Raw genomic sequence first — 23,736 nt, 5'->3', positions numbered from 1 at the left:
ACATGAAAACCAATATTGTAAAAATATTACGAATAAGTATCGTCATTGCGGTAATTATAGAGGCTGTAGAACTCTTATTTACCTTAGGCCAACCAATCTCTTTTGGAGAAATTCTAGAAGATACTTTAATACAGTTTATGTTTGCATTTCCTTTGGCGCTATCAAATATATATTTCTTTAATAGTCTGGACAGATGGTATACCTGGGATAAACAACCTCAAAAAAGATTATGGGTAGGAGCTCTTGGATCAATTACTGTTACCATGATTGTATATGGAATAGTGAGACTAATTATGTCGGTTGGTTTCTACGGAAATTCCTTCAAGAGGTTTATAGAAAACGAAAAATTAAGCTATTACATAGTTGCATTTTTAATCACCTTATTGATTTCTCTGTTTTTTCACGCTTTTTACTTTTATAAAGAGCTACAAAAGCAAAAAATTACCGAACAAAAAATAATTGCGGGTACGGCATCTGCAAAGTTTGCAGCACTGAAAAACCAATTAGATCCGCATTTTTTGTTCAACAGTTTAAATGTGCTGACCTCGCTTATTGAAGAAAACCCAAGATTGGCACAGAAGTTCACAACTTCTTTATCTAAAGTATACCGTTATGTACTTGAGCAAAAAGATAAAGAACTAGTTACTGTCGATGAAGAATTAAAATTTGCAAAAACCTATATGACTCTAGTACAGTTAAGGTTTGAAGATAGTATCATTTTTGAAATGCCTGAGCGCGCATCAAACCCAGAGGCGAGAGTGGTACCATTATCATTACAAATTTTACTTGAAAACACAATAAAACACAATGTTGTAATGCCAGAAAAACCGCTTCATATAAAAATATATGAGAAAGATGGTTTTCTAGTAGTCGAGAATAATTTACAACCCAAGGAAGTGGTTAAACAAAGTAGTGGTGTAGGACTAGGAAATGTTCAGCAACGGTATGCACTTCTTACCAAAAGAAAATTCTCGGTGTATAAAACGGAAGACGCTTTTATAGCAGAGCTTCCGGTATTAACAAAAAAGATAAAAATAATAGACATGGAAATTTCACAAAATATAGACAATATAGATACAATAAATAACCTCAAGTATGAAAGAGCTAGAGAGCAAGTAAAAAAGATCAAAGAGTTTTATGGGAACTTTATCTCCTACTGCATTGTTATTCCCTTTTTGGCATTCATAAATTACAAAACGACCGGTTTTGGTTTTCCTTGGGTTATTTTCCCAATTTTAGGATGGGGATTAGGAGTATTATTTCACTATATGGAAGCATTTGACCGTCACCCTGTTTTAGGTAAAAACTGGGAAAAAAGAAAGATTCAAAAGTATATGGAGGAATCTAAAAGAAAAAATTATGACTAATCAGATAGATCAAAAATTATATAAAAAAGCCAAAAGAAGACTTAATGAAGAAAAAGGATTCTATGTTCACCTTGCAGTATACATAGGTATGAACATAATCATGGCAGTAATACTGTTTCAACTAAAAGCAAATCTGAATGTAGATGACGAAGAGTTTAAAAGATGGCTTATGATTAATTTGGTGCTTATTCCCACATTATGGGGAATCGTACTGCTGGGGCATGGACTTTGGACCTTCAAACAAAAACAAATTAAAAAGAAACTAAAGAATTGGTCTTTGTTTTCTAAATCATGGGAAGAACGAAAGATTAATGAGTATATGGATAAAGATCAATTCTAAAAACAATACATCATCATGAAAAACGAACAACAACGATACCAAAGAGCCAAAATGAGGGTTGAGAAAGAAAAGGGATTTTACAATCACTTGACAGTTTATATTATCATAAACATAGCACTCCTTTTTATCAACTCTCAGGTTATTGACAATGGCATTGACTCTTTATTAGATTGGAAATTATATATCACACCCATTTTATGGGGAATCGGATTATTAATTCACGGAATAACAGTTTTTAACACGAATAAAATATTTAGTAAAGACTGGGAAGAACGTAAAATCAAAGAACTTATGGACAAAGAGGATTTTTAAAATGGTCCTTCTAACCTTAAAGAAACTTATACCATCATGAAAACTCTTGAAGAACAAAAAAGATATGAACGCGCAAAAACTCGTGTAAATGAACTCAAAAAGTTCTACAATAACTTAATATCATATATTGTTATCATAGGATTTTTGGCCGGATTAAATTATTATCAAAACGAATGGAGCTATGCCTGGTTCTTATGGGCTGCTTTGGGTTGGGGAATCGGTCTTGCGTTTCATGCAGCAAGAGCTTATAGACTTAACCCTATGTTTGACAAAGATTGGGAAGAGCGAAAGATACGCAAGTATATGGAGGAAGAACAAGACGACCAAAAACAACTTTGGGAATAATCGTCTTCCAAAAATCGTATACTTATGGTTCATAGCACAATAGGACTTATACACCTTATCTTTGCCATTATTTCTTTGATAACAGGAACCTACGTTATTCTAACTACCAAAGGCACGAAGCTTCATGTCATTATTGGATACATTTATGTGGTATCTATGCTATTAATGAATCTAACCGGATTTGGAATTTATCATCTTTTTGGTGGCTTCGGTATTTTTCATGTCATGATTATTATTAGCTTAATAGCATTATTTGGTGGTATGTATCCTGTTTTAAATAGAAAAAAAGTAAAAGATTGGTATATACAGCATTTAAGAGTGATGAGCTGGAGTATTGTAGGACTCTATGCAGCATTTGTTTCAGAAATGTCGGCAAGAATTATTCCGCATCCCTACGGCATTTGGTGTTTGGGTATTGGTACAGGGCTTGTCTGTTTTGTAGGGTCATTACTTATTAAAAGAAAAATCAAAAAAACACAAAATTTAAGATATAGTTAAAATTATGAATGTTATCATTATAGAAGACGAAAAACCAGCTGCAAGAAGATTAAACAGAATGCTAAATGACCTTGAGATCGATGTGCATACAATGTTGCACTCTGTACAGGAATCAATAGAATGGTTTAGCAATAATGAACATCCAGATCTTATTTTTTTAGATATTCAACTAAGTGATGGGTTGTCTTTTGAGATTTTTGATGCCATCAATATCAAAAGCTCTATTATTTTCACCACGGCTTATGATGAATACGCTCTAAAAGCCTTTAAACTAAACAGTATAGATTACCTATTAAAACCAATAGATGATGAAGAATTGGAAGCAGCAGTATTAAAATATAAAGAACAAACTCCCAAAAGTAAATCGATTCAAGTAGACTTTGAGGATATCAAAAAACTACTTATAAATCCAATGGATAGACAGTACAAAAAACGATTTACAGCCAAAGTAGGACAACATCTCAAAATTTTCTCTGTAGAAGATATCGAATGCTTCTATTCTGAAAACAAAGGAACCTATCTACATACCGCGGAAAACAGAAATTATTTAATAGACACTACACTTGAATCTTTGGAAGAGGAATTGAACCCCCAACAGTTTTTTAGGGTAAGCAGAAAGTTCTACATAAACATTAATTCGATCAAAGATATTATCTCTTATACAAATTCAAGGTTACAAGTAAAACTAAACCATTTTTCTGAACAAGAAATTATAGTTTCCAGAGAGCGGGTAAAAGATTTTAAAACATGGTTAGAATAAAAAAAGATAACTGTGTAGATACAATTAGTACTCCCACTGTCGTTTTTTATTCAATTCTTCCTCGGCATCTAACTCTTCTTGTGGGATCACCTTAAGAAATGAAGGATGTTGCTCTATTGCAAATTCTAGTTTACTTACGATATCATCTATCGAATCATTTTCATAGTCAATATCCAGTGGTTCTTTAATAACCATAGATTGCAATATCCCACGTTTTTTAATACGGATTCCTTTTTTATCAAAAGATCTTCTAAATCCATCAATAACAATAGGGATAACAATGGGTTTATATTGTCTAATGATATGAGCAGTACCTTTACGAATTGGTTTAAAAGGCTTTGTTGTTCCTTGAGGAAAGGTAATCACCCAACCGTCTTCTAAAGCTCTTTTAATATTAGTGATATCACTCATTTTAACCTGACGATTTATATCTTTACCTGCTTGACGCCAAGTTCGCTCTACCGTAATAGCTCCTGCATATGCCAGGATTCGAGCCAACAAACCAGCTCTCATGGTTTCTTTTGCAGCTACATAATATAAATTTAATTTAGGTTTCCATAAGTAACCTATATTTTTGATAGAATCTACTCTTCCACTTAAACTTGCGTTAAATACGTGAAACATAGCTACAACATCAGCAAAATACGTCTGATGATTTGAGACAAATAACACATTATTATCAGGAAGATCTTTTATGATTTCACTACCTTCTATTTGAAGTTCATTAAAACCTCGGTAACGCCTGTGAGTCATAGACCCCATAATTCGAATGAGCCAAGTTTTTAAAAACAATATATGACCAAATGGATTTCTTTTAAATAATCCCATATGTAGAATATCGGTTGTATTTAGATTGCCAAAGATACAAAATCATATTTCCATAGAACCCTTTAAAAAGGTTTTAAGTTCGCTCAACATCATTGCTGTGGCTCCCCAAACCGTGTAACCATTTAATTTAAAAGAAGGTACTTCAATATTTTTTGCGTAGGAAGTTGTTAATATCTCAGGAATAATATTGTTATCATTCATTAATTCTGATAACGGAACTTCAATAACCTTAGCAACTTCTTCTTCTTGCGGCACAAAATTGGGTCTTGTTTCCGTATATCCTAAAAACGGATGCACCCAAAAATTAGAAGGTGGTATATACACTTTGGTAAGGGTTTTTACCACATTTACCGTTTTTGAATATACCCCTACTTCTTCTTCGGTTTCGCGAAGCGCAGTTTCTGTATAGTTTAAATCGTATGTTTCTGCTTTTCCTCCAGGCAAAGCGATTTGACCAGAGTGCACCCCTTCATAATCGGGTCTTAAAATAAGAACAATATGCGTCTGAGCTTCTTTAGGATAAAAAAGCATCATAACCGCTGCATTTCTCGGGTTTCTTTCCTCTATCTTTATATGATTTAACTCTCTTACTCGCATTTCAGGAGCCATAATAAAGTGGGAAGATTCTCCCGGTACCGACATTTTCTGTATTTTTGGAATTAAATTTTTAAATGTTTCAAATGTCATTTACCAGATCTATTTTAGTCTTTTTTATTAGCTTTTTTTTATTCTCCAGTTGTGAAGATACACAATCTAAAAAGAAACATAAGAATACGGTAAATTCTACAAAAGAGCAAAAAGAAGATATTTCAGATGTAAATTCTGAAACAACGAACGCTACAAAAAATGAAGAAGAACCTTTTAGACTTACCAATGAAAACCTTTTGGAGTTCATGACTACGTATGGAGAGGAAAATCCAGAAACTTTGGTTAGGGTAAAGACACAATATGGAGACATCGACATACAATTATTTAAGGAAACCCCAATACACCGGGCAAACTTTATATACTTGGTAAAGCAGAAGTATTTTGACGAAACATTTTTTTACCGTGTAGCCAAAGGTTTTGTAATACAAGGAGGAAATAGCGATAGACAAGAAATGGCTAATCTACGTTTTGAGATTGGCGAGTACACTATTCCTCAAGAACAAATTGAAGGATTAAAGCACACTAGAGGAGTTGTTGCTTTGTCTAAGCAATGGGTCAATAACCCATCTAACAGATCTACTCCTTACGAATTCTTTATTGTTTTGGCCAAGAATGGAGCGCATCATTTAGATGGTGAACATACTATTTTTGGCAAAGTTGTCAAGGGACTAACAGTTGCCGATAAAATATCTAATGTTGCTGTAGATGGTAGCGAATGGCCAATTGAAAACATATTTATCAAAGCCGAAGTCATAAAATAATTCAAAACAAAACAGCATATATTCAACAACTAATTTGCTATAAAAAAGCTTATCTCATACTTCTATTTTTAAAAGGAAAAGCGGACCTAAGTCCGCTTAAAGAATTTAACATGTGATCCCAATAGTTTTAGAATTCACAAAAACAAGTATTTCGGCCCCTGGTACCAACATACCAATGCACACGCTCTTTGTACTCACCCATGGGATGAGCAATACCTCCTTTAAGTTTTGCAACCATTTCTCTACTTAGTTGTAGTTTTTTTAAATTCTTTTTTTTCATGATATAAAGATTTAATGATTTATATCTTCATATCAACAAAGGGTTATTTTTGTTACCCTATTAGCAAAAAATTCCAATAGCTTAGTAAGAAATTATAGGAAACTTAATCTACTACAGTTTTTGAGTATAGTAATTATAGTCTTTGAGGATGGTGTCTATAAACTGACGATCATATAAGTCTGATTTTATTTCTAACACATCCTCTACTTTATTTCTTAGTGCAGTAAGTGTTTTAAAATCGTTAGATTTTTTTGCAATCAAATAAGTTTCTTTTATTAATCTCACATCTTTATCGGTCAATTTATGAACATTGGTAAACTTTGGTTCATAATCTTCTTGTAGTTCTTCTAGAATAGTATGCGAAATCTTAACTTTTTGTTTTGTAGAAATCACCACAGTTCCAGCAGCAGCATCTCCCAAGCGTTGGCGTTTGTCTGAGAAAAGTATGGTTAAAATACCAACCGAAGCCAAAAAAATCCAGATATCTACCAACCTGAGCATCCAACGCACAAGATAATTACTCCAATGCACTGGTAAACCATCTACTCGTACTACTCTTATTTTCATAATCATTTTACCAACGGTTCGTCCATTAAAAATAATATGCATATATAAAGAGTAGAACATTACTGGTAGTAGTAATAGCGACTGAATTCCAAAAACGGTCCAATTATCCTGAAAAGCCGTTCCAACGAGAGAGGTTATAAAGTTTACAATAAAAAGATAAAGCCAGAAAATAGCAAAATCGATTAATGCTGCTAGCATTCGTTCACCGATACTAACGGTTTTATAATCAAGGTTTACATTCTGTGTTGTATTGATTGCTAAATTTGCCATTTACAAGTAAGTCATTATCTTTAACCAAAAATTGATAGATGCGGGAAGCAGCTTTCGTGAAGCAAAATAAAGAAAAATGGATCGCTTTTGAAAAAGCTATTGGGGAAAACTTACAGATAAACCCCGATCAACTAGCGGATTATTATATTCATTTAACCAATGATTTATCATATGCGCAAACCTATTATCCCGATAGTAAAACACTACTTTATCTGAATTCACTAGCATCTCAGGCGCATCAAAAAATTTATATTAATAAAAAAGAAAATAAAAACAGAATACTCGAATTCTGGAAAACAGAATTCCCTTTATTTTTTTATCAACACCATAAAACACTACTATATACCTTTTTAATTTTTGGTGCTGCCTGTTGTATAGGAATGATTTCTGCGTTAAATGATGCTTCTTTCTTAAGATTGATTTTGGGGGATTCTTATGTAAACGAGACCTTAAGCAATATTGAAAAAGGAGACCCAACAGGAATTTACAAAAGTGGTAGCATGATAGGCTCTTTTTTGGGAATAACTATCAATAATATTAAAGTTGCTCTATTTGCATATGCATTAGGTGTTATTACGTCTATTGGAACAGGATATGTACTATTTTCAAATGGAGTAATGTTGGGAGCTTTTATGACTTTCTTTTATACTAAAGGTGTATTATTTGAAGCTTCAAAATCTGTATGGTTACATGGTACTATAGAGATTTCGGTAATTATTATCGCCGGGTGTGCCGGCCTGGTAATGGGAAATAGTATTCTTTTCCCGAAGACCTATTCTCGCCGGGTATCTTTTATGAAAGGTGCCAAAGATGGATTAAAAATTGTGGTTAGTACTATACCCTTTTTTATCATTGCTGGTTTTATAGAAGGGTTTATAACACGTTACTCTAATATGCCCGTGTGGTTGGCAATGATAATCATATTTGGTTCCCTAAGTTTGATTATATTTTATTATATCATATACCCTATTATTTTAAACAAGGCTAATGAACGAAAATTACATAGAACTTAGACAACGAAGAGATTTAGGGGATATTATTACGGTATACTTCGATTTCTTCAAACAAAACTTGAAAAGCTTTACCAATATATTTATAAGCTATAATGGTATTTTCATATTACTTATATTATTGAGTAGCTACCTTTTGGTAACTGGTTTTATAGGTGCATTTAATAGTTCTGGGCCAGATTCTGATGCAAATCTATACATAGGCCTGGGAGCAATATTGTTCTTTTTGGTTTTTATTGTCATAGCTGCATTAAACTATAGTTTGGCTTCTTCGTATATGATAAAGTATACAGAACATCAAAAGGTAATTACAGATAGAAAAATTGTCTGGAATTTTATTAAAGACAACCTTGGTAGCATCTTTTTGTTTATCCTGCTCATCGTGTTCATATATTTTGCCTTTATGATAGTTTCAGTGATTTTGGCATTTATACCACTTCTAGGAACCTTAACGCAGTACGTCATTCAGTTTTGGATCACATCATGGATAGGAGTATCTTTTATGGTAATGCTGAATGAAAACAAAGGGGTAACCGATAGTCTTGGTGAAGGTTGGGATTTGGTAAAAAGTAATTTTTGGAAATGTGTTGGCGTTAATTTTATTCTTGGTTTATTAATTGGAATACTTTTACTCCTTTTATTAACCATACCAGGTGTTCTGGTTGGTTTTTACTCTTTCCATATCGTAGAAAATGGTACCGTCATCGCAGAATCGGCAGTGGCAAAAATTATTTATACTTTTTCCCTTTGTATCTTTTTAGTGATCCTTGCTTATTCGCAATCTATTTCTCAATTTGTAAATGGGATTTTATACTTCTCCCTTCATGAGCAAAAATATAATGTTAAAACAAGAGAACGAATAGATCAAATTGGTACAGGTGAATAAAAAGGTAGTTCATATTATATTGGTGTTTGCTGCACTTTTAAATTTCTCTCTGGTTTTGGGTCAGAAGGATTCTCTAGAGGTTAATATTGATAATAGTAAAGTTTTACCTTTGCATTTTTCTGATGATCTATCTGAAAAATATAATGGATCGGAGTTCTACTATGATACCACTGAAGCTGAAACACAAAATTATTTGGCGCGATTTTTAAATTGGATATTTAGAGGAATACAAGATATGTTTGGTGTTCAAATTAGTCCTGAAATGGCCAAACTGATCGAAACTCTAATATATATATTATTAATATGTATTGCCATCTACATTATTGTGAAGGCTTTGGCAGGTAAAGATGCAGTTTCATTTTTCAGAAAAAAGAATACTCTTGTGGCTCCTATACCTATAAGTGAGGAACATATTGAAAAAATAAATCTGGACGAACTTATAAAAAATGCACTGAAAGAAAAGAATTATCGCTTAGCTATACGATATATGTATTTAAAAGCACTACAGGACTTATCTATCAAAAATTTCATCGATTATCATTTCGAAAAAACCAATACCGATTATTACAGAGAAATATCAGACATTACATTAAAACAAAATTTCAACCGTGTGTCATACTTATATGATTACATATGGTATGGGAAATTTGACCTTGATGAAGCTTCATTTATCAATGCAAAACAATCTTTTGATCAACTAAATCAAAATATCAACACTCTTGGATAAAAGATCGAGAAACATATTAATACTATTGGGTATAGCCTTACTTACCATCATTATTACTGAGATTGTAAGACCAAAACCCATTAACTGGAGATCTAGTTACACCTCGACCGATAAAATTCCTTTTGGTAGTTATGTTTTGTTCGAAGAATTAAAATCACTCAACGAAAACAAAGATGTCGTATTGATCCCCAACAACCCTTATGATTTTTTGAGCAACACCGAGCTAAAGGATAACTCTACGTATATATTTATTAATTCATATATCAATCTTGATAAAAGGTCATATGAAAAACTCATTACCTATGTAAGAGAAGGAAATTCAGTTTTTATGGCTGGACAAAGTTTTGGATCTATTTTGCAGGATTCTTTGGCTATTGAAACCGATATTGAATATCAACTTACAGAAGAAGAGATTACTCCAACTTTCTTTTCGAAGTCTTTAAAAGAGAAACCACTACCTAAGTTTAAGAAAAATGTATACCGAACGGTGTTCAAGAGTTTTGATACCACCAAAACAACAGCCTTAGGGTTTTTAAAAAGTGATGAATTAGAAGACATTGATCAAGTCAACTTCATTAAGGTTGAAGAAGGTGAAGGAAATTTTTACTTCAATACCTTACCAGAAGCTTTTTCTAATTATTATATGCTGAAGGGTAACGAAGAATATGCCGCGAAATGTTTGTCATTTATTAACGATTCAAATACCGTATACTGGGATGATTATTTGAAAGATGGACGGAAGGTCATCGACTCTCCTATGCGATTTGTTCTAAATCAAACGTCGTTAAAGTGGGCATATTATTTAGTGATGATTGGCTTAATTGTATTTGTAATCTTTACCGGAAAACGAGAACAGCGAATCATCCCCGTAGTCAAGCCTCTTGAAAACACCTCTATAGAATTTACAAAAACTATTGGTGATCTTTATTTTCAGCATAAAGATTACAGCAATATTATTGTTAAAAAAATTACCTATTTCTTAGAGAGAATTAGAAGTAATTATTATCTCAAAACAAATACATTAGATAAGAAGTTTATCAATAGACTAGCCGTTAAAACCGGCCATTCTATTGAAGAAACTACTACACTTATTGAATATATAAACACATTAAGGAGTAGATCATTTCATACAGAAGTAGATCTTATAGAACTCAATAAAAAAATAGAAGAATTTACGATATAGATATGGAAAACACCAACGAAAACCCACTAGAATTTAATAGTAGAATCGATCTAAAGAACCTACAGCAATCGGTACAAACTATAAAAGATGAGTTGGCAAAAGTAATTGTAGGTCAACAGGATATGATCGAACTACTCATTATTTCTATTTTGGCCAATGGACATTCTTTAATAGAAGGTGTCCCTGGAGTAGCAAAAACTGTTACTGCTAAATTATTGGCAAAAACCATGAATGTAGATTTTAGCCGAATACAATTTACTCCCGATTTGATGCCCAGTGATATTTTGGGTACTTCTATTTTTAATGTAAAGACCTCAGAATTTGAATTCAAAAAAGGGCCAATATTTTCAAATATCATACTTATTGATGAGATCAATAGGGCGCCCGCCAAAACCCAAGCAGCATTGTTTGAAGTGATGGCAGAGCGACAAATTACTATCGACGGTATTGAAAATAAAATGGAATTACCTTTTCTGGTGTTTGCTACGCAAAACCCAATTGAACAAGAAGGAACCTACGCTTTACCAGAAGCTCAATTAGACCGATTTTTGTTTAAAATTAATGTAGGCTACCCTTCGGTTGAAGAAGAAGTTACAATATTAGAAGGGCATCATCAAAGAAAAAATGCTGTTCCTTCAGAATTGATTACCGCTATTCTTGATGCTAAACAAATTGCCGAATATCAAGAAATTATCAAAGAAATTGTTATTGAAAATAACTTACTAAAATATATCGCTTCGATTGTAAATAATACAAGAAACAATGGTAACCTATATCTGGGAGCATCGCCAAGAGCATCTATTGCCATTATGAATGCGTCTAAGGCTATGGCAGCCATAAATGGAAGAGATTTTGTCACACCCGATGACATTAAAAAAGTAGCTACGGCGGTTTTACGACATAGAATAATACTAACTCCTGAAAGAGAAATGGAAGGATTTACCACAGAAAAAGCTGTATTACAAATTATAGAAACTATAGAAATCCCTAGATAAGTGAAATCATTTTTGAAGAGTTTATATTTTAAAAAACTATTTTTTACTGTCTTCTTCTCGATCGCAGTACTTTTTATAGTATCGTATTTCTTCGAAAATATTTTCGGAGTAGCGAAACTCTTATTATATACTCTTCTTGTGGCTCTAGTTTTTGATATTTTACTGCTATACAGAAATAAACTAGGTACCCAAGCACATAGGTTATTACCCGATAAATTATCAAACGGAGACGAAAATCCAATTAAGTTAACCGTTGTAAATCGTTATCAGTTTACCAGTAGTATAAAAATAATTGACGAACTACCTATACAATTTCAAAGCAGAGATTTTGAGATTCGGTCAAAACTTAAACCCTCAGAAGAAAAAGAATTCACCTATCATTTACGTCCCACAGAGCGGGGCGAATATCAGTTCGGGAATCTTAATATCTATACCTCATCACCATTAGGATTAGTTTGCAGGCGACAGCAATCGTCAAAAGAGGCTATGGTACCCACCTACCCTTCTTTTTTACAGCTGAAAAAATACGAGTTTGTTGCCTTTACTAATAAATTAAAACTTTATGGCTTAAAAAAGATCAGGAGAATAGGACATACTCTAGAATTCGAACAAATTAAGGATTATGTTACGGGAGATGATATTAGAAATATCAATTGGAAAGCTACGGCAAAAAGAAACCATCTGATGGTAAACCAATATCAGGATGAAAAATCACAACCCATTTATTCAGTTATCGATACAGGTCGAGTGATGAAAATGCCTTTTAACGAATTGAGTTTGCTCGATTATGCTATCAATGCGACATTGGTCATTTCTAATATCGCTATGAAAAAGCAAGATAAAGCTGGGATGTTCACTTTTTCTAAAAAGGTTGAAAATATGGCTATAGCCCAAAGACGAAAAGGGCAAATGAATCTTATTTTAGAGACATTATACAATATAAACACAGATTTTGTAGAATCAGATTTTGCACGGTTATACATAGATATCAAAAGAAATATTACCCATCGTAGTTTACTTTTACTATATACCAATTTTGAAACCCTAGATGGTTTACATAGACAATTACCATATTTACAAACTCTGGCGAAAAATCATTTATTAGTTGTTATCTTTTTTGAAAACACAGAACTTACTTCTTTATTAGATCAAAAGGCCATATCTACCAAACAAATTTTTGAAAAAACCATTGCCGAAAAATTTGTTTATGAAAAGAAAATGATTGTAAATGAATTAAATAAACACGGTATTCATTGTATTCTTACTGCACCAGAAAATCTCACGGTAAATACCATAAATAAATATTTAGAAATCAAGGCTCGAGGATTGTTATAACACTTTGAACCTCTTTTTAATTTAAAATAAAACACATTACTGCGCTTTATTTACAATTCATCCTATAATATTTACAATTGGGTAGAATAGTTTATTTAAGCATATCTGATTTTTAGACATTTGAACTGTTCAAACATATCAAATAACTATAAAATCTTAGTATATGAAAACTCTAGCCTTTTTAATCGCCTTATTAATTTCAAATTTCATTGTTCAAGCACAAACCCCGGATTCAGGAATAACTATCACCGTTACTGTTCCAAATGTTACCGGTTCTGAAGGAGATGTCTTATTTGCCTTATATAATGAAGCAACATTTATGAAAGCAGCTCCAGTACAATCGGCAAAAAGTGAAATCGAAAACGGAACAGCAAAGGTGACATTTACTAATGTTCCTGTAGGAGAATACGGTATTACTTGTTTACATGACACCAATGGTAATGGTAGAATGGACTTCGAAGCCAACGGAATGCCCAAAGAAAATTATGGAGTATCGAATAACAATATGAGCTATGGGCCGCCAATGTGGGGAGATGCAAAATTTGAAGTTGGGAGTGAAGATTTAACTCTTGAGATAAGATTATAATACAAAACCACATTCATCAATCATAAAAATACACCTATGAAAGGTGTATTTTTATTTTCATTATAGATAAAACAAATTTTTTACACTTTTTTAATAAGTAATATCAATAGCTTTGTTATTTTTGTTCTCCAAACAATAACCTATGACCATTACACAATTAAAATATGTTCTTGCAGTAGCAGAGCACAAGAATTTTACCAAGGCAGCAGAAAAAACTTTCGTAACGCAGCCTACGCTTAGTATGCAAATTCAAAAGCTTGAAGAAGAATTAGATATATTAATATTTGATAGGAGTAAAAAACCAATTGAACTAACAGATGTTGGGGCAAAGTTGGTGCAACAAGCAAGAAATATCGTAAATGAGAGTGAGCGTATACAAGACATTGTTGATCAACAAAAAGGCTTTATTGGTGGAGAATTCAAATTAGGCGTTATTCCTACAATTATGCCAACACTTTTACCAATGTTTCTCAATAATTTCATTAAAAAGTACCCTAAAGTAAAACTTAAAATAGAGGAACTAAATACTGAGGCTATTATGGAACGCCTTCAAGACGGCCATCTAGACGCCGCGATTGCTGCTACACCACTGGAAAATGAAGGGATTAAAGAAAGAGTATTGTACTATGAACCTTTTGTAGGGTATATACCTCCGTCGCATAGACTTAATCAACATAAAAAAATCAACATTAGTGATCTTGATATAGATGATATGCTCCTATTAGAAGACGGACACTGTTTTAGAGATGGAATAATTAATTTATGTAAAACTCAAAAAAGTTATGATGAAGATCATTTCCAGCTGGAAAGTGGAAGTTTTGAAACTTTGGTCAAACTTGCAAACGAGGGATTAGGAATGACATTACTTCCTTATTTACATACATTAGACATTAAAGAAAGTGAAAAAGTTAACCTCCATTACTTTAACGATCCTTCACCCGCAAGAGAAGTAAGTCTTATTTTTAACAAGAGTGAACTCAAAATGCAAATAATTGAGGCCCTACATTCTACCATAGCGGGGGTAGTAAAAGGAGCAATAACCTTTCAAAACGTAGAAATCATAAGCCCCGTAGCAAAAATAAAAAGCGACTAAAAAGTCGCTTTCTTTATTATGTTTTTAAATAAATTAAACAAGATTGTAATTCTGGTTGTTTAACTGCTAAAGATTGAATCCAGATTTTTAATTCTTCAATCTCGTGCGGAAGTAGTCTGTTTAGTGCTTTAAGAACTTCCTTTGTAAAAAGATTAACATCGAAACTCACTTTTTTTAGTACAGTTTTGGTGTAATCAAACATTGCTCTTGCCATAAATTAATAGGGGTTAAAATATTAGGTTTACACAAGTAATTGTACGAATAAACTTACATTTTTAACATTCAATACTACTAATATATGCAAATTAAACTTAAAAAACAGCTTTTTAGCGCTTATTTAACAATATTAAAAATTATTATCGCCATCTAAAAGATCTCCTAGACCTCCTAGAATACTACCTTCTCCTCTACTTTTACCTCCTGCCCTAGGAGCAAGTGCAAGAACTCTATTTGCTAATCTACTAAAAGGTAAAGATTGAACGTAAACTACTCCTGGCCCTGTAAGAGTTGCAAAAAACAACCCTTCACCACCAAAAATTGTATTTTTAATCCCACCAACAAATTCAATATCATAATTTACTCCACTAGAAAAACCAATAATACATCCTGTATCTACTTTCAATTTTTCTCCTGGCTGAAGTTCTTTCCTGGCTGTAGTACCACCTGCATGAACAAATGCCATACCATCACCTTCTAACTTTTGCATAATAAACCCTTCACCTCCAAATAATCCTCTTCCCAATTTCCGAGAAAATTCTATCCCTACAGACACCCCTTTTGCTGCACACAGAAAAGCATCCTTCTGACAAATGAACTTACCACCATAATTGGTAAGATCTATTGGAATAATTTTACCAGGATATGGTGATGCAAAACTCACCCTTTTTTTACCTCCAACCTCATTATAGAAAGCAGTCATAAAAAGACTTTCGCCAGTTAACAATCGTTTTCCGGCTCCAAAAATTTTCCCCATTATTCCTTTGTCCTTTTCTGATCCATCCCCAAAAATAGTATCCATTTTGATTCCTTCATCCATCATCATGAAACTTCCGGCTTCTGCAATTACACCTTCCTGTGGATCTAGTTCAATTTCCACATACTGCATTTCTTCACCAATGATTTCGTAATCTATTTCGTGTGCTGTCATCTTTATTTTTTATTGATTAATGAATTGTTACTTTACTTATAGGTAAACTTTTCTCTAAAAGTGTTACAGAACAAATCATATTATCATAGTTATTTCTTCACTTTAACAGTCCACTCAAAATTAAAAGACGATACCTCTACCCCATCCTTATTAGTTCCTACAGATTTCATCCATACAGTTTGTCCTTCACCAGTTTCAACAGCTTTTTCTATTGCACTTTTAACAAGGTCACCATCATTACAAACAAAAGTAATCCTACCTGTTGCCTTTTTGGTAAATGTAGCATTATTGTTGGCTACCAACATAGATATTTTTTTACCACTGTTTTGTATATACCCTGTAACCAGTGCTCCTGTAGTTAACTCTGCCGCCATCCCCTGCACTGCCCAAAACATCGAATTAAAAGGGTTTTGATTGATCCACCTATGTTTTACAGAAACCGTACACGAGGTTCTATCAATATTTTTTACACGCACACCACACAGCCAGGCAGATGGTAATTTAAACAATAAGAATGTATTAAGTTTTCCAGGAGTTATATTCATTGTAGTAACTTTTAGTTGTCACAATATAGTTAAAAGTAGAATGGTTAAAAAATTCATTAAATCTTAAATTTATGTTAAATTATGGTACTATGTTTTGCATAATACCTTTTTTTAAACATATATTTGCATAAGAAACTATTATATACTTTTAAAAATGTCAGTCAACAACCACAAAAATATCGCAACGTTTATGCACTTAGGGGTATTCTCAAAGTACTTTATCCCTTTCGGAAATTATATAGTTCCCATTTTGTTATGGACTACCAATAAGGACAAGTCTGAATTTATAGACCAGAACGGTAAAGAAGCTATAAACTTTCAGCTTAGCATTCTATTATATTCTGTAATATTAGGTATGTTTTCTTTTCCTTTTTTTCTTTTCAAGATTTTAGGAAATGCATCAATCACCGATATTTTTCATCATGATGGTATATCGATCAGTTTTTCTGATCCTGTTGGTTTCAGTACACTAATAGGAGCATCATTTATAGGTGTAGTAGCCTTAATTGGTTTCTTTCTTGAAATTATTTTTGTGATAACCGCAGCACTAAAAGCCAACAAGGGAGAATCGTATCGATATCCTCTTAGTATTCGTTTTATAAAGTAATAATAAGATGAAGTCATTAATCAACATAAAGTACATTTTGATAACCGCTGTGGCTGTGTTCCTTTCGTTTATTTTTCATGAATTGGCACACTACATTACAGGAGAAACACTTGGATACTCTATGAAAATGACTCTTAATTCTGTTTCTTTAGTAGAAGGAGAATATCTACCAAAATGGCATAGTTATTTGGTAAGTTCAGCAGGTCCCCTATTCACAATAGCATCTGCATTTGCGTTCTTTTACATTCTTAGAAAAACCGGAAATATGTATTGGTATCCGTTTCTATTCTTTGCATTTTGTTTTCGCTTAATGGCAATGATAGTATCGGTCTTTAATCCAAACGATGAAGCTAGAATTAGCTACTGGCTTGGATTGGGATATTGGATACTTCCACTCATGGTATGTTTTACCCTTCTTATTCTATTGATAAAAGCTTCGAAAGAACAAGGGTATAGTCTAAAATTTAACCTCATCAATTATCTTTTAGCTACCATATTCACGAGTGCGATAATAGCAACCGATCAATACCTATTAAAATAATCATCATCAATCAAAAATCATCAATCAAAAAATGAACAGTTTAACTTTTAAAAATTAGTTTTATGAAGATCGAAAACACAAAAGCGCAGATGCGCAAAGGTGTTCTGGAATATTGCATTCTTTCTATCCTTAAGGACGACGATGCTTATGTAGCTGAAATTTTGGAGACTCTTAAAGATGCTAAGATGCTTGTGGTAGAAGGTACCATTTATCCCTTACTAACCAGATTAAAAAATGCAGGATTACTCAGCTATCGCTGGGAAGAATCTACATCTGGGCCGCCACGTAAATATTATGGACTCACAGAAACCGGCCAATTGTTTCTAAAAGAATTAAACACCACTTGGAACGAATTACAAAATGCTGTAAATCTGGTAACCAAACAAAAAAAGAAGTAAAATGAATAAAACAGTCAATATAAATTTAGCAGGTATATTTTTTCATATCGATGAAGATGCTTATCTGAAATTGCAACGTTATCTCGATGCCATACGTCGCTCCTTTACCGATTCTCAAGGGAGAGATGAAATTATTGCCGATATCGAAGCAAGAATTGCAGAGTTGTTCAGTGAAAAAATAAAAGATGAACGTCAAGTAATCGGGAATAAGGAAGTTGAAGAGGTAATAGCGGTTATGGGACAACCAGAAGATTACAGGCTTGATGAAGAAATATTTGAAGATGAACCTAAAGCAGCTTATAGTCGTCCAAAAAGTGCAAAGCAGCTATTTCGAGATACAACCAACTCTTATGTAGGAGGTGTAAGCTCCGGACTTGGTCATTATTTAGCCGTAGACCCTATTTGGATTCGATTAGCATGGATATTATTTACTATTTTCTCTAGTGGAGCATTTATCCTAATATATGTTGCTTTCTGGATTTTTGTTCCCGAGGCTAAGACGACATCAGACTTTCTAGCCATGAAAGGAGAAGCCGTGAATATTAGTAACATCGAAAAAAAAATTAAAGAAGGATTCGACAATGTTACCGATACGGTAAAGAATGTAGATTATCAAAAATATAGTAGTAAAGTAAAAAGTAGTTCTACCACTTTTTTTGATGCCCTCGGAGATGTTTTTCTCTTTTTACTAAAGATCTTTGTAAAGTTTGTAGGTGTTATTCTTGTTATCACAGCTGGAGTTACTTTAATAAGTTTATTCATTGGTCTATTTACCTTAGGAACCTTTGGTTTTATGGATACTCCCTGGATCGAATATCTAGAAGTTGGAAACCATCCTGAAGCTCCATTATGGTTAGTATCTTTACTTACGTTCTTTGCAGCAGGTATACCGTTTTTCTTCTTATTCATTTTAGGATTAAAAATCTTGATAAACAACTTAAAATCAATTGGAACACCTGCAAAACTTGGTTTAACCGGTGTTTGGATTATATCACTAATAGGATTAGGAATAATTGGAATTCGCCAAGCTACTTTGGAAGCATATGATGCAGAAGTAATCACTCAAGAAGAAACATTACCGTTTACAAAAAGTGATACACTTACAATCAAAATGCAAGGAAACAGTCGATATGTGAACTATTTACGTCATAGAAATAACTATCAGATAAAAAGAGATGATCAAGGTAATAAGGTAATTGTTATTCAAGACATCGAACTATATCTGAAACCATCAAAAACAGATAGTGTTGCTAGTATTGTTATTGAAAAGAAAGCCGAAGGAAGGTCTTACGAAGAAGCTTCTCAAAGAGCCGAAGATTTAAAATATGCATATGAGATAGAGGGCAATACCCTTTTACTAAATGGATATGCCATAACAGATTATGCTAGCAAGTATAGAGATCAGGAAGTTCAAGTAATTTTAACATTGCCCGAAGGAATCACCTTATATGCCGATGACAATACTTCCGGATTCAACAACTCTTGGAAATATGATGATTATGTTACCATAGATGGAAAAGAAGAGCATTATCTTCAACTTGTTAATGGAGAGTTTGTATGTGAAGACTGTCCAGAAGATGAAAATGACTGGGAGTATGAGGATTCTGACGATGAGGATAAGGTGAATATCAACATCAATTCTGATGATCAAAATTTCAATCTCAAAATTGACGAAGATGGAGTACAATTAAACAACGAACCAGTAAAAGTAAAAATAGACGAGGACGGAATAGAAATTAAAACCGATGATCAATTCTAATATCAATCAAAAAACAAACAATTCAATTCATTAAAACGTATAGTTATGACCACACTAGCCAAAATTTTAGTCACTTTTTGTTTATCTCTTGCATGTTGTTCCTGCAATATGGTCTTTAACGGTATTAAAGGACAAGGAGATGTAGTTAAGAAAGAACGCACTATTACAGATAACTTTGATGCGGTTAAAGCAAGTAGAGGATTAGATGTAATACTTATAGAAAGTCAAGACAAAAAAGTTGTCGTTGAAGCTAATGAAAATCTCCATGAACACATCGAAGTATATGTAAAAAACAATGCACTACACATTACTTCAGATCAAAACATATATTCTGCAGATCAAAAGAATGTATATGTATCTTACAGCAAGATCAATACAATTCAAGTCACTAGTGGAGCAAGTATTTCTTCTAATGACGAAATAGTGCAAAAAGACATAGCCTTAAGTGCGACTAGCGGCGCAGATATATCGCTTAAGATAAAAGCACAAACGCTTAATTCTTCTGTCTCAAGTGGCGCTTTTATAAATCTTGAAGGAAAAGTAAATAATCATACTGCTAGTGCTTCTAGTGGAGCAAATATTCGTGCCGAAGATCTATTGAGTTTGGTTACTGAAGCAAAAGCAAGTAGTGGAGCCAATATAAGAATACATGCAGAAAATGAGTTTACTGGTAGAGCAACTAGCGGTGCCAATGTAGTATACTACGGTAAACCAGAAAAAGTTTCAGAAGTGGATAATTCTGGAGGTAATATAAGAAGGCACTAAAAACGTAACAACCTAACCAATCATTTAACCAACCAAAATCACAACTGCCCGAAAATACCCATTGTTGAAAATAAGTAGTTCATGTTAGATACTTTTTTTCGGGCAGTTTTTTTCATCATCGATCCACTCCTATTTTAAATCAAAATTTCTTCTGTGCAATTAGGAGTATCTCTCATCAATCAAAAAACATCATCATGAATTTACAATTCACCTCACGCACAACTATTGCGGCCATTATTATAATGGTTCTATCTATTAACCAAATTAGCTCGCAAACTACTACGAACAATAATAAAAATAACGACCTCAATACCGTAATTTTAACCCTAGATCAACAGTTTTGGGATGCTTATAATAGTTGTAATCTACAAGCTTTTAGTTCCTTTTTTGTTCAGGATTTCGAATTTTATCATGATAAAGGAGGATTGACCTCTGGCCTCACGAAGATGATGGAACTTGTATCAAACGGATTGTGTGGAAATAAAAATATAAGGATACGGCGAGAAGCCGTAAAAGGCAGTATAAATGTATACCCTTTAAATAACTATGGAGCAATTATTACTGGTGAACACATGTTTTACATCACGGAAAATGAAGCAAAAGAAGTTCCTACTGAAATTGCCAAATTTACTCATGTATGGCAACAACAAAATAATGAATGGAAAATGACTCGTGTCTTAAGTTATGATCATCAACCTGCTCCACAAAACACCGATAAAACAACAATTTCGTTATCTCTGGAGATTCTAAAAAACTATGTCGGAAAATATCAAGCTCCACAAACGGGTCTTGTGCAAATTTCCATTGCAAATAATGCACTTAAAGTTAATGCCGGAAAAATGGAAGCTATAATCTTTCCCGAAACCGAAAACATGTTTTTTAATAAAGAAAACCCACTTACTTTCGAGTTTATAAAAGGTTCAAATAATAAGATTCTTAAGCTTATAGTGCGCGAAAAAGGCAAAGTAGTAGAGGAAGCTACAAAATTATAAAACCTTAATTATATTGATTTATCTCTTCATTCAATAAACTTATTCTTGGTACAGACTTTGTTTATTACTTATGTGATGCAACACAACATTTAATATATAGTCTAGTTATATTTGTACTTTCGATGTATTTTATATCGCTGAGAACACTATAACCTATTTGTAAATTATAAATTCACATAAATATGAAAAGGTCGCTACTCGTAATCGCATCCTTGTTACTACTAGGAAATGCTTATGGACAAAAAGAAAAAATAAAAGGGAACAAGATTGTAAGTACCGAAGAACATAATGTTGATGGTTTTCATACTATTGAAATCTATGAAAGTTTTGAAGTTACCTTTGAGGAGAGTAGTGATAGCCAGGTAAAAATAGAAGCAGACAGTAATCTACAGGAAGTTATCAAGATAGAAGTAGTAGACAGTGTTTTAAAAATTTACTCTGACAAAGATCTGCGCCGTGCAAAAGCTTTAAATCTTGATATATCCTACGGATCTGAATTAAAAAGAATTATGCTTTACGACAAGGTAAACGCAAAGTCTCTATCGCCTATTACCGGTTCTGAGCTTACTGTTGAAGTCAATGATAACGCTGAAGTATTTCTCACCACCGAAACAAATAAAGTGAGTTGTACAACCAATGGGAAGGCAAGTGCAGAATTGCATGTAAATGCAACAGAAGTAACATATCAGATCAATGAAAACTCTGAAATGAAAGGAATTATTACTACAGAAAACTTAAATGTAGATTTATATCAAAAAGCTTCAGTAGAAATTGAAGGAGAAGCACAGTCTATGCGGGTTAGAGCCGATAATGATTCCGACTTTTATGGTCAAAAATTAAATGCCGCAAAAACAATATTGATTGCTGAAAACTCAAGTGATTGCTACATACTCACAAATGAGGAAATTACTATGGAGGTGAGAGATAAATCTGAAGTCTTTTTACTGGGAGAACCTAAAATCAATGTAGAGGTCTTTACCAATGAAGCTTCACTTTATAAGAAAGAGATCGATTATGTTCCTAGCAAACTGCGATTAAATTAAATAAAAAAGCCTCTTAATCTATTAAGAGGCTTTTTTATTTATAAGTATGTTAGCTACTAGTTAAGCAGAAACTTCTTCATTGGTTTCGACTGCTGCCAAATAGCGTTCTGCATCCAGAGCCGCCATACAACCAGTTCCCGCTGCAGTAACAGCTTGTCTATATTCTTTATCTTGTACATCTCCAGAAGCAAATACACCTGGAATGTTCGTTTCTGTAGATTTTCCTTCAGTGATGATATAACCTGTCTCGTCCATATCAATTTGCCCTTTGAAAATCTGAGTATTTGGGGTGTGCCCAATAGCGATAAACAAACCAGTAATATCGATCTCTGTTTTTTCTCCAGTTTGATTATTAACCATTCGAAGTCCATCAACCACTTGATCTCCTAATACCTCATCTACTTCGGTATTATACATTACTTTCAAATTTGGTGTATTATTTACTCTATGTTGCATGGCCTTTGAAGCTCTCATTTGATCCTTACGCACTAACATGGTAACACTAGAACAAATATTTGCAAGATATGTAGCTTCTTCTGCAGCAGTATCTCCTCCTCCAACAATAGCAACATCTTGTCCTTTATAGAAGAAACCATCACAAACCGCACAAGCAGAAACCCCACCACCTCTTAATTTTTGTTCACTAGGTAATCCAAGGTATTTTGCAGTTGCTCCAGTAGAAATAATTACAGTCTCTGCCTCAATTTCTTTCGAATTATCAACAGTTACTTTATGGATTCCTCCTACTGCTTTACTAAACTCTACAGCAGTTACCATTCCTATTCGCACTTCGGTTCCGAAACGCTCGGCTTGCTGCTGCAATTGCACCATCATCGTTGGTCCGTCTATCCCTTCTGGATATCCAGGAAAATTATCAACCTCGGTAGTAGTAGTTAATTGCCCACCTGGTTCCATACCTGTATACATTACAGGTTTAAGATCTGCTCTTGAAGCATATATCGCTGCAGTATATCCTGCAGGCCCCGAGCCTATGATAAGGCATTTGATTCTTTCTATTGTATCAGACATATTCATTTCGTTTTATCTGATGTAAAAGTAGCAATTTGATTATAAACCTTACATTAAAGTTATTAAGAATTGTTATCAACATATAGACATCTTAAATAATTACTAAATCTCGATTAATT

At 33.2% G+C, this 23,736-nt stretch carries 30 protein-coding genes; 22 read left to right on the top strand and 8 right to left on the bottom strand.

The window, feature by feature from the left end; translation table 11 throughout:
- The first annotated feature begins 2 nt into the window (after positions 1–2).
- From M0D21_RS15015 to M0D21_RS14990, 6 genes are read left to right on the top strand one after another with little or no spacing between them, the layout of a single operon-like run.
- Positions 3–1,367: a 2TM domain-containing protein gene (locus M0D21_RS15015; protein ID WP_248330949.1), complete on the top strand. Its 1,365-nt coding sequence runs from the start codon at positions 3–5 to the stop codon at positions 1,365–1,367.
- A complete protein-coding gene (locus M0D21_RS15010) occupies positions 1,360–1,707 on the top strand; it encodes a 2TM domain-containing protein (protein ID WP_248330947.1) in 348 nt (115 codons plus the stop codon). The genes M0D21_RS15015 and M0D21_RS15010 overlap by 8 nt, the downstream gene beginning before the upstream one ends.
- Positions 1,708–1,722: 15 nt before the next feature.
- A complete protein-coding gene (locus M0D21_RS15005; RefSeq protein WP_248330945.1) occupies positions 1,723–2,019 on the top strand; it encodes a 2TM domain-containing protein in 297 nt (98 codons plus the stop codon).
- 36 nt (positions 2,020–2,055) lie between these two features.
- The gene (locus M0D21_RS15000) at positions 2,056–2,364 is read left to right on the top strand and encodes a 2TM domain-containing protein (protein ID WP_248330943.1); all 309 of its coding nucleotides are present in this window, start codon (positions 2,056–2,058) and stop codon (positions 2,362–2,364) included.
- A gap of 24 nt (positions 2,365–2,388) precedes the next feature.
- Positions 2,389–2,862, top strand: coding sequence for a DUF2306 domain-containing protein (locus tag M0D21_RS14995; RefSeq protein WP_248330941.1), 474 nt, complete (start codon positions 2,389–2,391; stop codon positions 2,860–2,862).
- Positions 2,863–2,866: 4 nt separating this feature from the next.
- The gene (locus tag M0D21_RS14990; RefSeq protein ID WP_248330939.1) at positions 2,867–3,622 is read left to right on the top strand and encodes a LytR/AlgR family response regulator transcription factor; all 756 of its coding nucleotides are present in this window, start codon (positions 2,867–2,869) and stop codon (positions 3,620–3,622) included.
- A gap of 24 nt (positions 3,623–3,646) precedes the next feature.
- On the opposite strand, the gene M0D21_RS14985 is transcribed toward M0D21_RS14990, so the two are convergent.
- A complete protein-coding gene (locus M0D21_RS14985; RefSeq protein WP_248330937.1) occupies positions 3,647–4,450 on the bottom strand; it encodes a lysophospholipid acyltransferase family protein in 804 nt (267 codons plus the stop codon).
- A 42-nt stretch (positions 4,451–4,492) separates the two neighbouring features.
- On the bottom strand, positions 4,493–5,137 hold the full coding sequence (locus M0D21_RS14980) for an NUDIX hydrolase (protein WP_248330935.1): 645 nt from the start codon (positions 5,135–5,137) through the stop codon (positions 4,493–4,495).
- Here M0D21_RS14980 and M0D21_RS14975 point away from each other — a divergent pair.
- Positions 5,131–5,859, top strand: a complete 729-nt coding sequence (locus tag M0D21_RS14975; protein ID WP_248330933.1) for a peptidylprolyl isomerase — start codon at positions 5,131–5,133, stop codon at positions 5,857–5,859. The two genes, M0D21_RS14980 and M0D21_RS14975, sit on opposite strands and share 7 nt — an antisense overlap.
- 127 nt (positions 5,860–5,986) lie before the next feature.
- On the opposite strand, the gene M0D21_RS14970 is transcribed toward M0D21_RS14975, so the two are convergent.
- Together M0D21_RS14970 and M0D21_RS14965 are read right to left on the bottom strand one after the other, a co-directional pair.
- Positions 5,987–6,139 (bottom strand): hypothetical protein, encoded by a 153-nt coding sequence (locus M0D21_RS14970; RefSeq protein WP_248330932.1) that lies wholly within the window; start codon positions 6,137–6,139, stop codon positions 5,987–5,989.
- Between the two features lie 111 nt (positions 6,140–6,250).
- Entirely contained in the window at positions 6,251–6,976 is a 726-nt protein-coding gene (locus M0D21_RS14965) for an RDD family protein (RefSeq protein ID WP_248330930.1), read from the bottom strand.
- Positions 6,977–7,014: 38 nt separating this feature from the next.
- On the opposite strand from M0D21_RS14965, the gene M0D21_RS14960 reads away from it, so the two are divergent.
- The 8 genes from M0D21_RS14960 (at position 7,015) to M0D21_RS14925 (ending at position 14,791) form a co-directional block, all read left to right on the top strand.
- Positions 7,015–7,989: a stage II sporulation protein M gene (locus M0D21_RS14960; RefSeq protein WP_248330928.1), complete on the top strand. Its 975-nt coding sequence runs from the start codon at positions 7,015–7,017 to the stop codon at positions 7,987–7,989.
- Entirely contained in the window at positions 7,964–8,872 is a 909-nt protein-coding gene (locus tag M0D21_RS14955) for a hypothetical protein (protein ID WP_248330926.1), read from the top strand. Before M0D21_RS14960 ends, M0D21_RS14955 begins: the two co-directional genes overlap by 26 nt.
- The gene (locus M0D21_RS14950; RefSeq protein WP_248330924.1) at positions 8,865–9,599 is read left to right on the top strand and encodes a hypothetical protein; all 735 of its coding nucleotides are present in this window, start codon (positions 8,865–8,867) and stop codon (positions 9,597–9,599) included. The genes M0D21_RS14955 and M0D21_RS14950 overlap by 8 nt, the downstream gene beginning before the upstream one ends.
- Complete coding sequence (locus M0D21_RS14945; RefSeq protein ID WP_248330922.1) at positions 9,592–10,782, top strand: DUF4350 domain-containing protein; 1,191 nt, start codon at positions 9,592–9,594, stop codon at positions 10,780–10,782. Before M0D21_RS14950 ends, M0D21_RS14945 begins: the two co-directional genes overlap by 8 nt.
- Positions 10,783–10,784: 2 nt before the next feature.
- Entirely contained in the window at positions 10,785–11,777 is a 993-nt protein-coding gene (locus M0D21_RS14940; protein WP_248330920.1) for an AAA family ATPase, read from the top strand.
- Positions 11,778–13,112: a DUF58 domain-containing protein gene (locus M0D21_RS14935; protein WP_394802470.1), complete on the top strand. Its 1,335-nt coding sequence runs from the start codon at positions 11,778–11,780 to the stop codon at positions 13,110–13,112.
- 163 nt (positions 13,113–13,275) lie between these two features.
- The gene (locus M0D21_RS14930; RefSeq protein WP_248330918.1) at positions 13,276–13,698 is read left to right on the top strand and encodes a DUF2141 domain-containing protein; all 423 of its coding nucleotides are present in this window, start codon (positions 13,276–13,278) and stop codon (positions 13,696–13,698) included.
- A 142-nt stretch (positions 13,699–13,840) separates the two neighbouring features.
- On the top strand, positions 13,841–14,791 hold the full coding sequence (locus M0D21_RS14925; RefSeq protein WP_248330916.1) for a LysR family transcriptional regulator: 951 nt from the start codon (positions 13,841–13,843) through the stop codon (positions 14,789–14,791).
- A 16-nt stretch (positions 14,792–14,807) separates the two neighbouring features.
- On the opposite strand, the gene M0D21_RS14920 is transcribed toward M0D21_RS14925, so the two are convergent.
- From M0D21_RS14920 to M0D21_RS14910, 3 genes are all read right to left on the bottom strand, one after another.
- Positions 14,808–15,005, bottom strand: a complete 198-nt coding sequence (locus M0D21_RS14920) for a hypothetical protein (RefSeq protein WP_248330914.1) — start codon at positions 15,003–15,005, stop codon at positions 14,808–14,810.
- A gap of 132 nt (positions 15,006–15,137) precedes the next feature.
- Positions 15,138–15,938 (bottom strand): TIGR00266 family protein, encoded by an 801-nt coding sequence (locus M0D21_RS14915; RefSeq protein WP_248330912.1) that lies wholly within the window; start codon positions 15,936–15,938, stop codon positions 15,138–15,140.
- Between the two features lie 89 nt (positions 15,939–16,027).
- Positions 16,028–16,483, bottom strand: a complete 456-nt coding sequence (locus M0D21_RS14910) for a DUF4442 domain-containing protein (RefSeq protein ID WP_248330910.1) — start codon at positions 16,481–16,483, stop codon at positions 16,028–16,030.
- A 154-nt stretch (positions 16,484–16,637) separates the two neighbouring features.
- On the opposite strand from M0D21_RS14910, the gene M0D21_RS14905 reads away from it, so the two are divergent.
- From M0D21_RS14905 to M0D21_RS14875, 7 genes are all read left to right on the top strand, one after another.
- On the top strand, positions 16,638–17,090 hold the full coding sequence (locus tag M0D21_RS14905) for a DUF4870 domain-containing protein (RefSeq protein ID WP_248330908.1): 453 nt from the start codon (positions 16,638–16,640) through the stop codon (positions 17,088–17,090).
- 7 nt (positions 17,091–17,097) lie between these two features.
- Complete coding sequence (locus M0D21_RS14900; RefSeq protein ID WP_248330906.1) at positions 17,098–17,631, top strand: zinc metalloprotease; 534 nt, start codon at positions 17,098–17,100, stop codon at positions 17,629–17,631.
- 62 nt (positions 17,632–17,693) lie between these two features.
- The gene (locus M0D21_RS14895) at positions 17,694–18,029 is read left to right on the top strand and encodes a PadR family transcriptional regulator (protein ID WP_248330904.1); all 336 of its coding nucleotides are present in this window, start codon (positions 17,694–17,696) and stop codon (positions 18,027–18,029) included.
- Position 18,030: 1 nt separating this feature from the next.
- Positions 18,031–19,788, top strand: coding sequence for a PspC domain-containing protein (locus tag M0D21_RS14890; protein ID WP_248330902.1), 1,758 nt, complete (start codon positions 18,031–18,033; stop codon positions 19,786–19,788).
- A gap of 45 nt (positions 19,789–19,833) precedes the next feature.
- Positions 19,834–20,553, top strand: a complete 720-nt coding sequence (locus M0D21_RS14885; protein ID WP_248330900.1) for a head GIN domain-containing protein — start codon at positions 19,834–19,836, stop codon at positions 20,551–20,553.
- Positions 20,554–20,747: 194 nt separating this feature from the next.
- Positions 20,748–21,545 (top strand): nuclear transport factor 2 family protein, encoded by a 798-nt coding sequence (locus tag M0D21_RS14880; protein ID WP_248330898.1) that lies wholly within the window; start codon positions 20,748–20,750, stop codon positions 21,543–21,545.
- Between the two features lie 182 nt (positions 21,546–21,727).
- Positions 21,728–22,588 (top strand): GIN domain-containing protein, encoded by an 861-nt coding sequence (locus M0D21_RS14875; protein ID WP_248330896.1) that lies wholly within the window; start codon positions 21,728–21,730, stop codon positions 22,586–22,588.
- 60 nt (positions 22,589–22,648) lie between these two features.
- Here the strand turns inward: M0D21_RS14875 and trxB are convergent, their stop codons facing one another.
- On the bottom strand, positions 22,649–23,617 hold the full coding sequence (trxB, locus tag M0D21_RS14870) for a thioredoxin-disulfide reductase (RefSeq protein ID WP_248330894.1): 969 nt from the start codon (positions 23,615–23,617) through the stop codon (positions 22,649–22,651).
- Positions 23,618–23,736: the final 119 nt, after the last annotated feature.

Source organism: Aquimarina acroporae (assembly GCF_023195925.1).
Taxonomy (GTDB): Bacteria; Bacteroidota; Bacteroidia; order Flavobacteriales; family Flavobacteriaceae; genus Aquimarina; species Aquimarina acroporae.
This window is presented reverse-complemented; position numbering and strand designations above follow the sequence as displayed.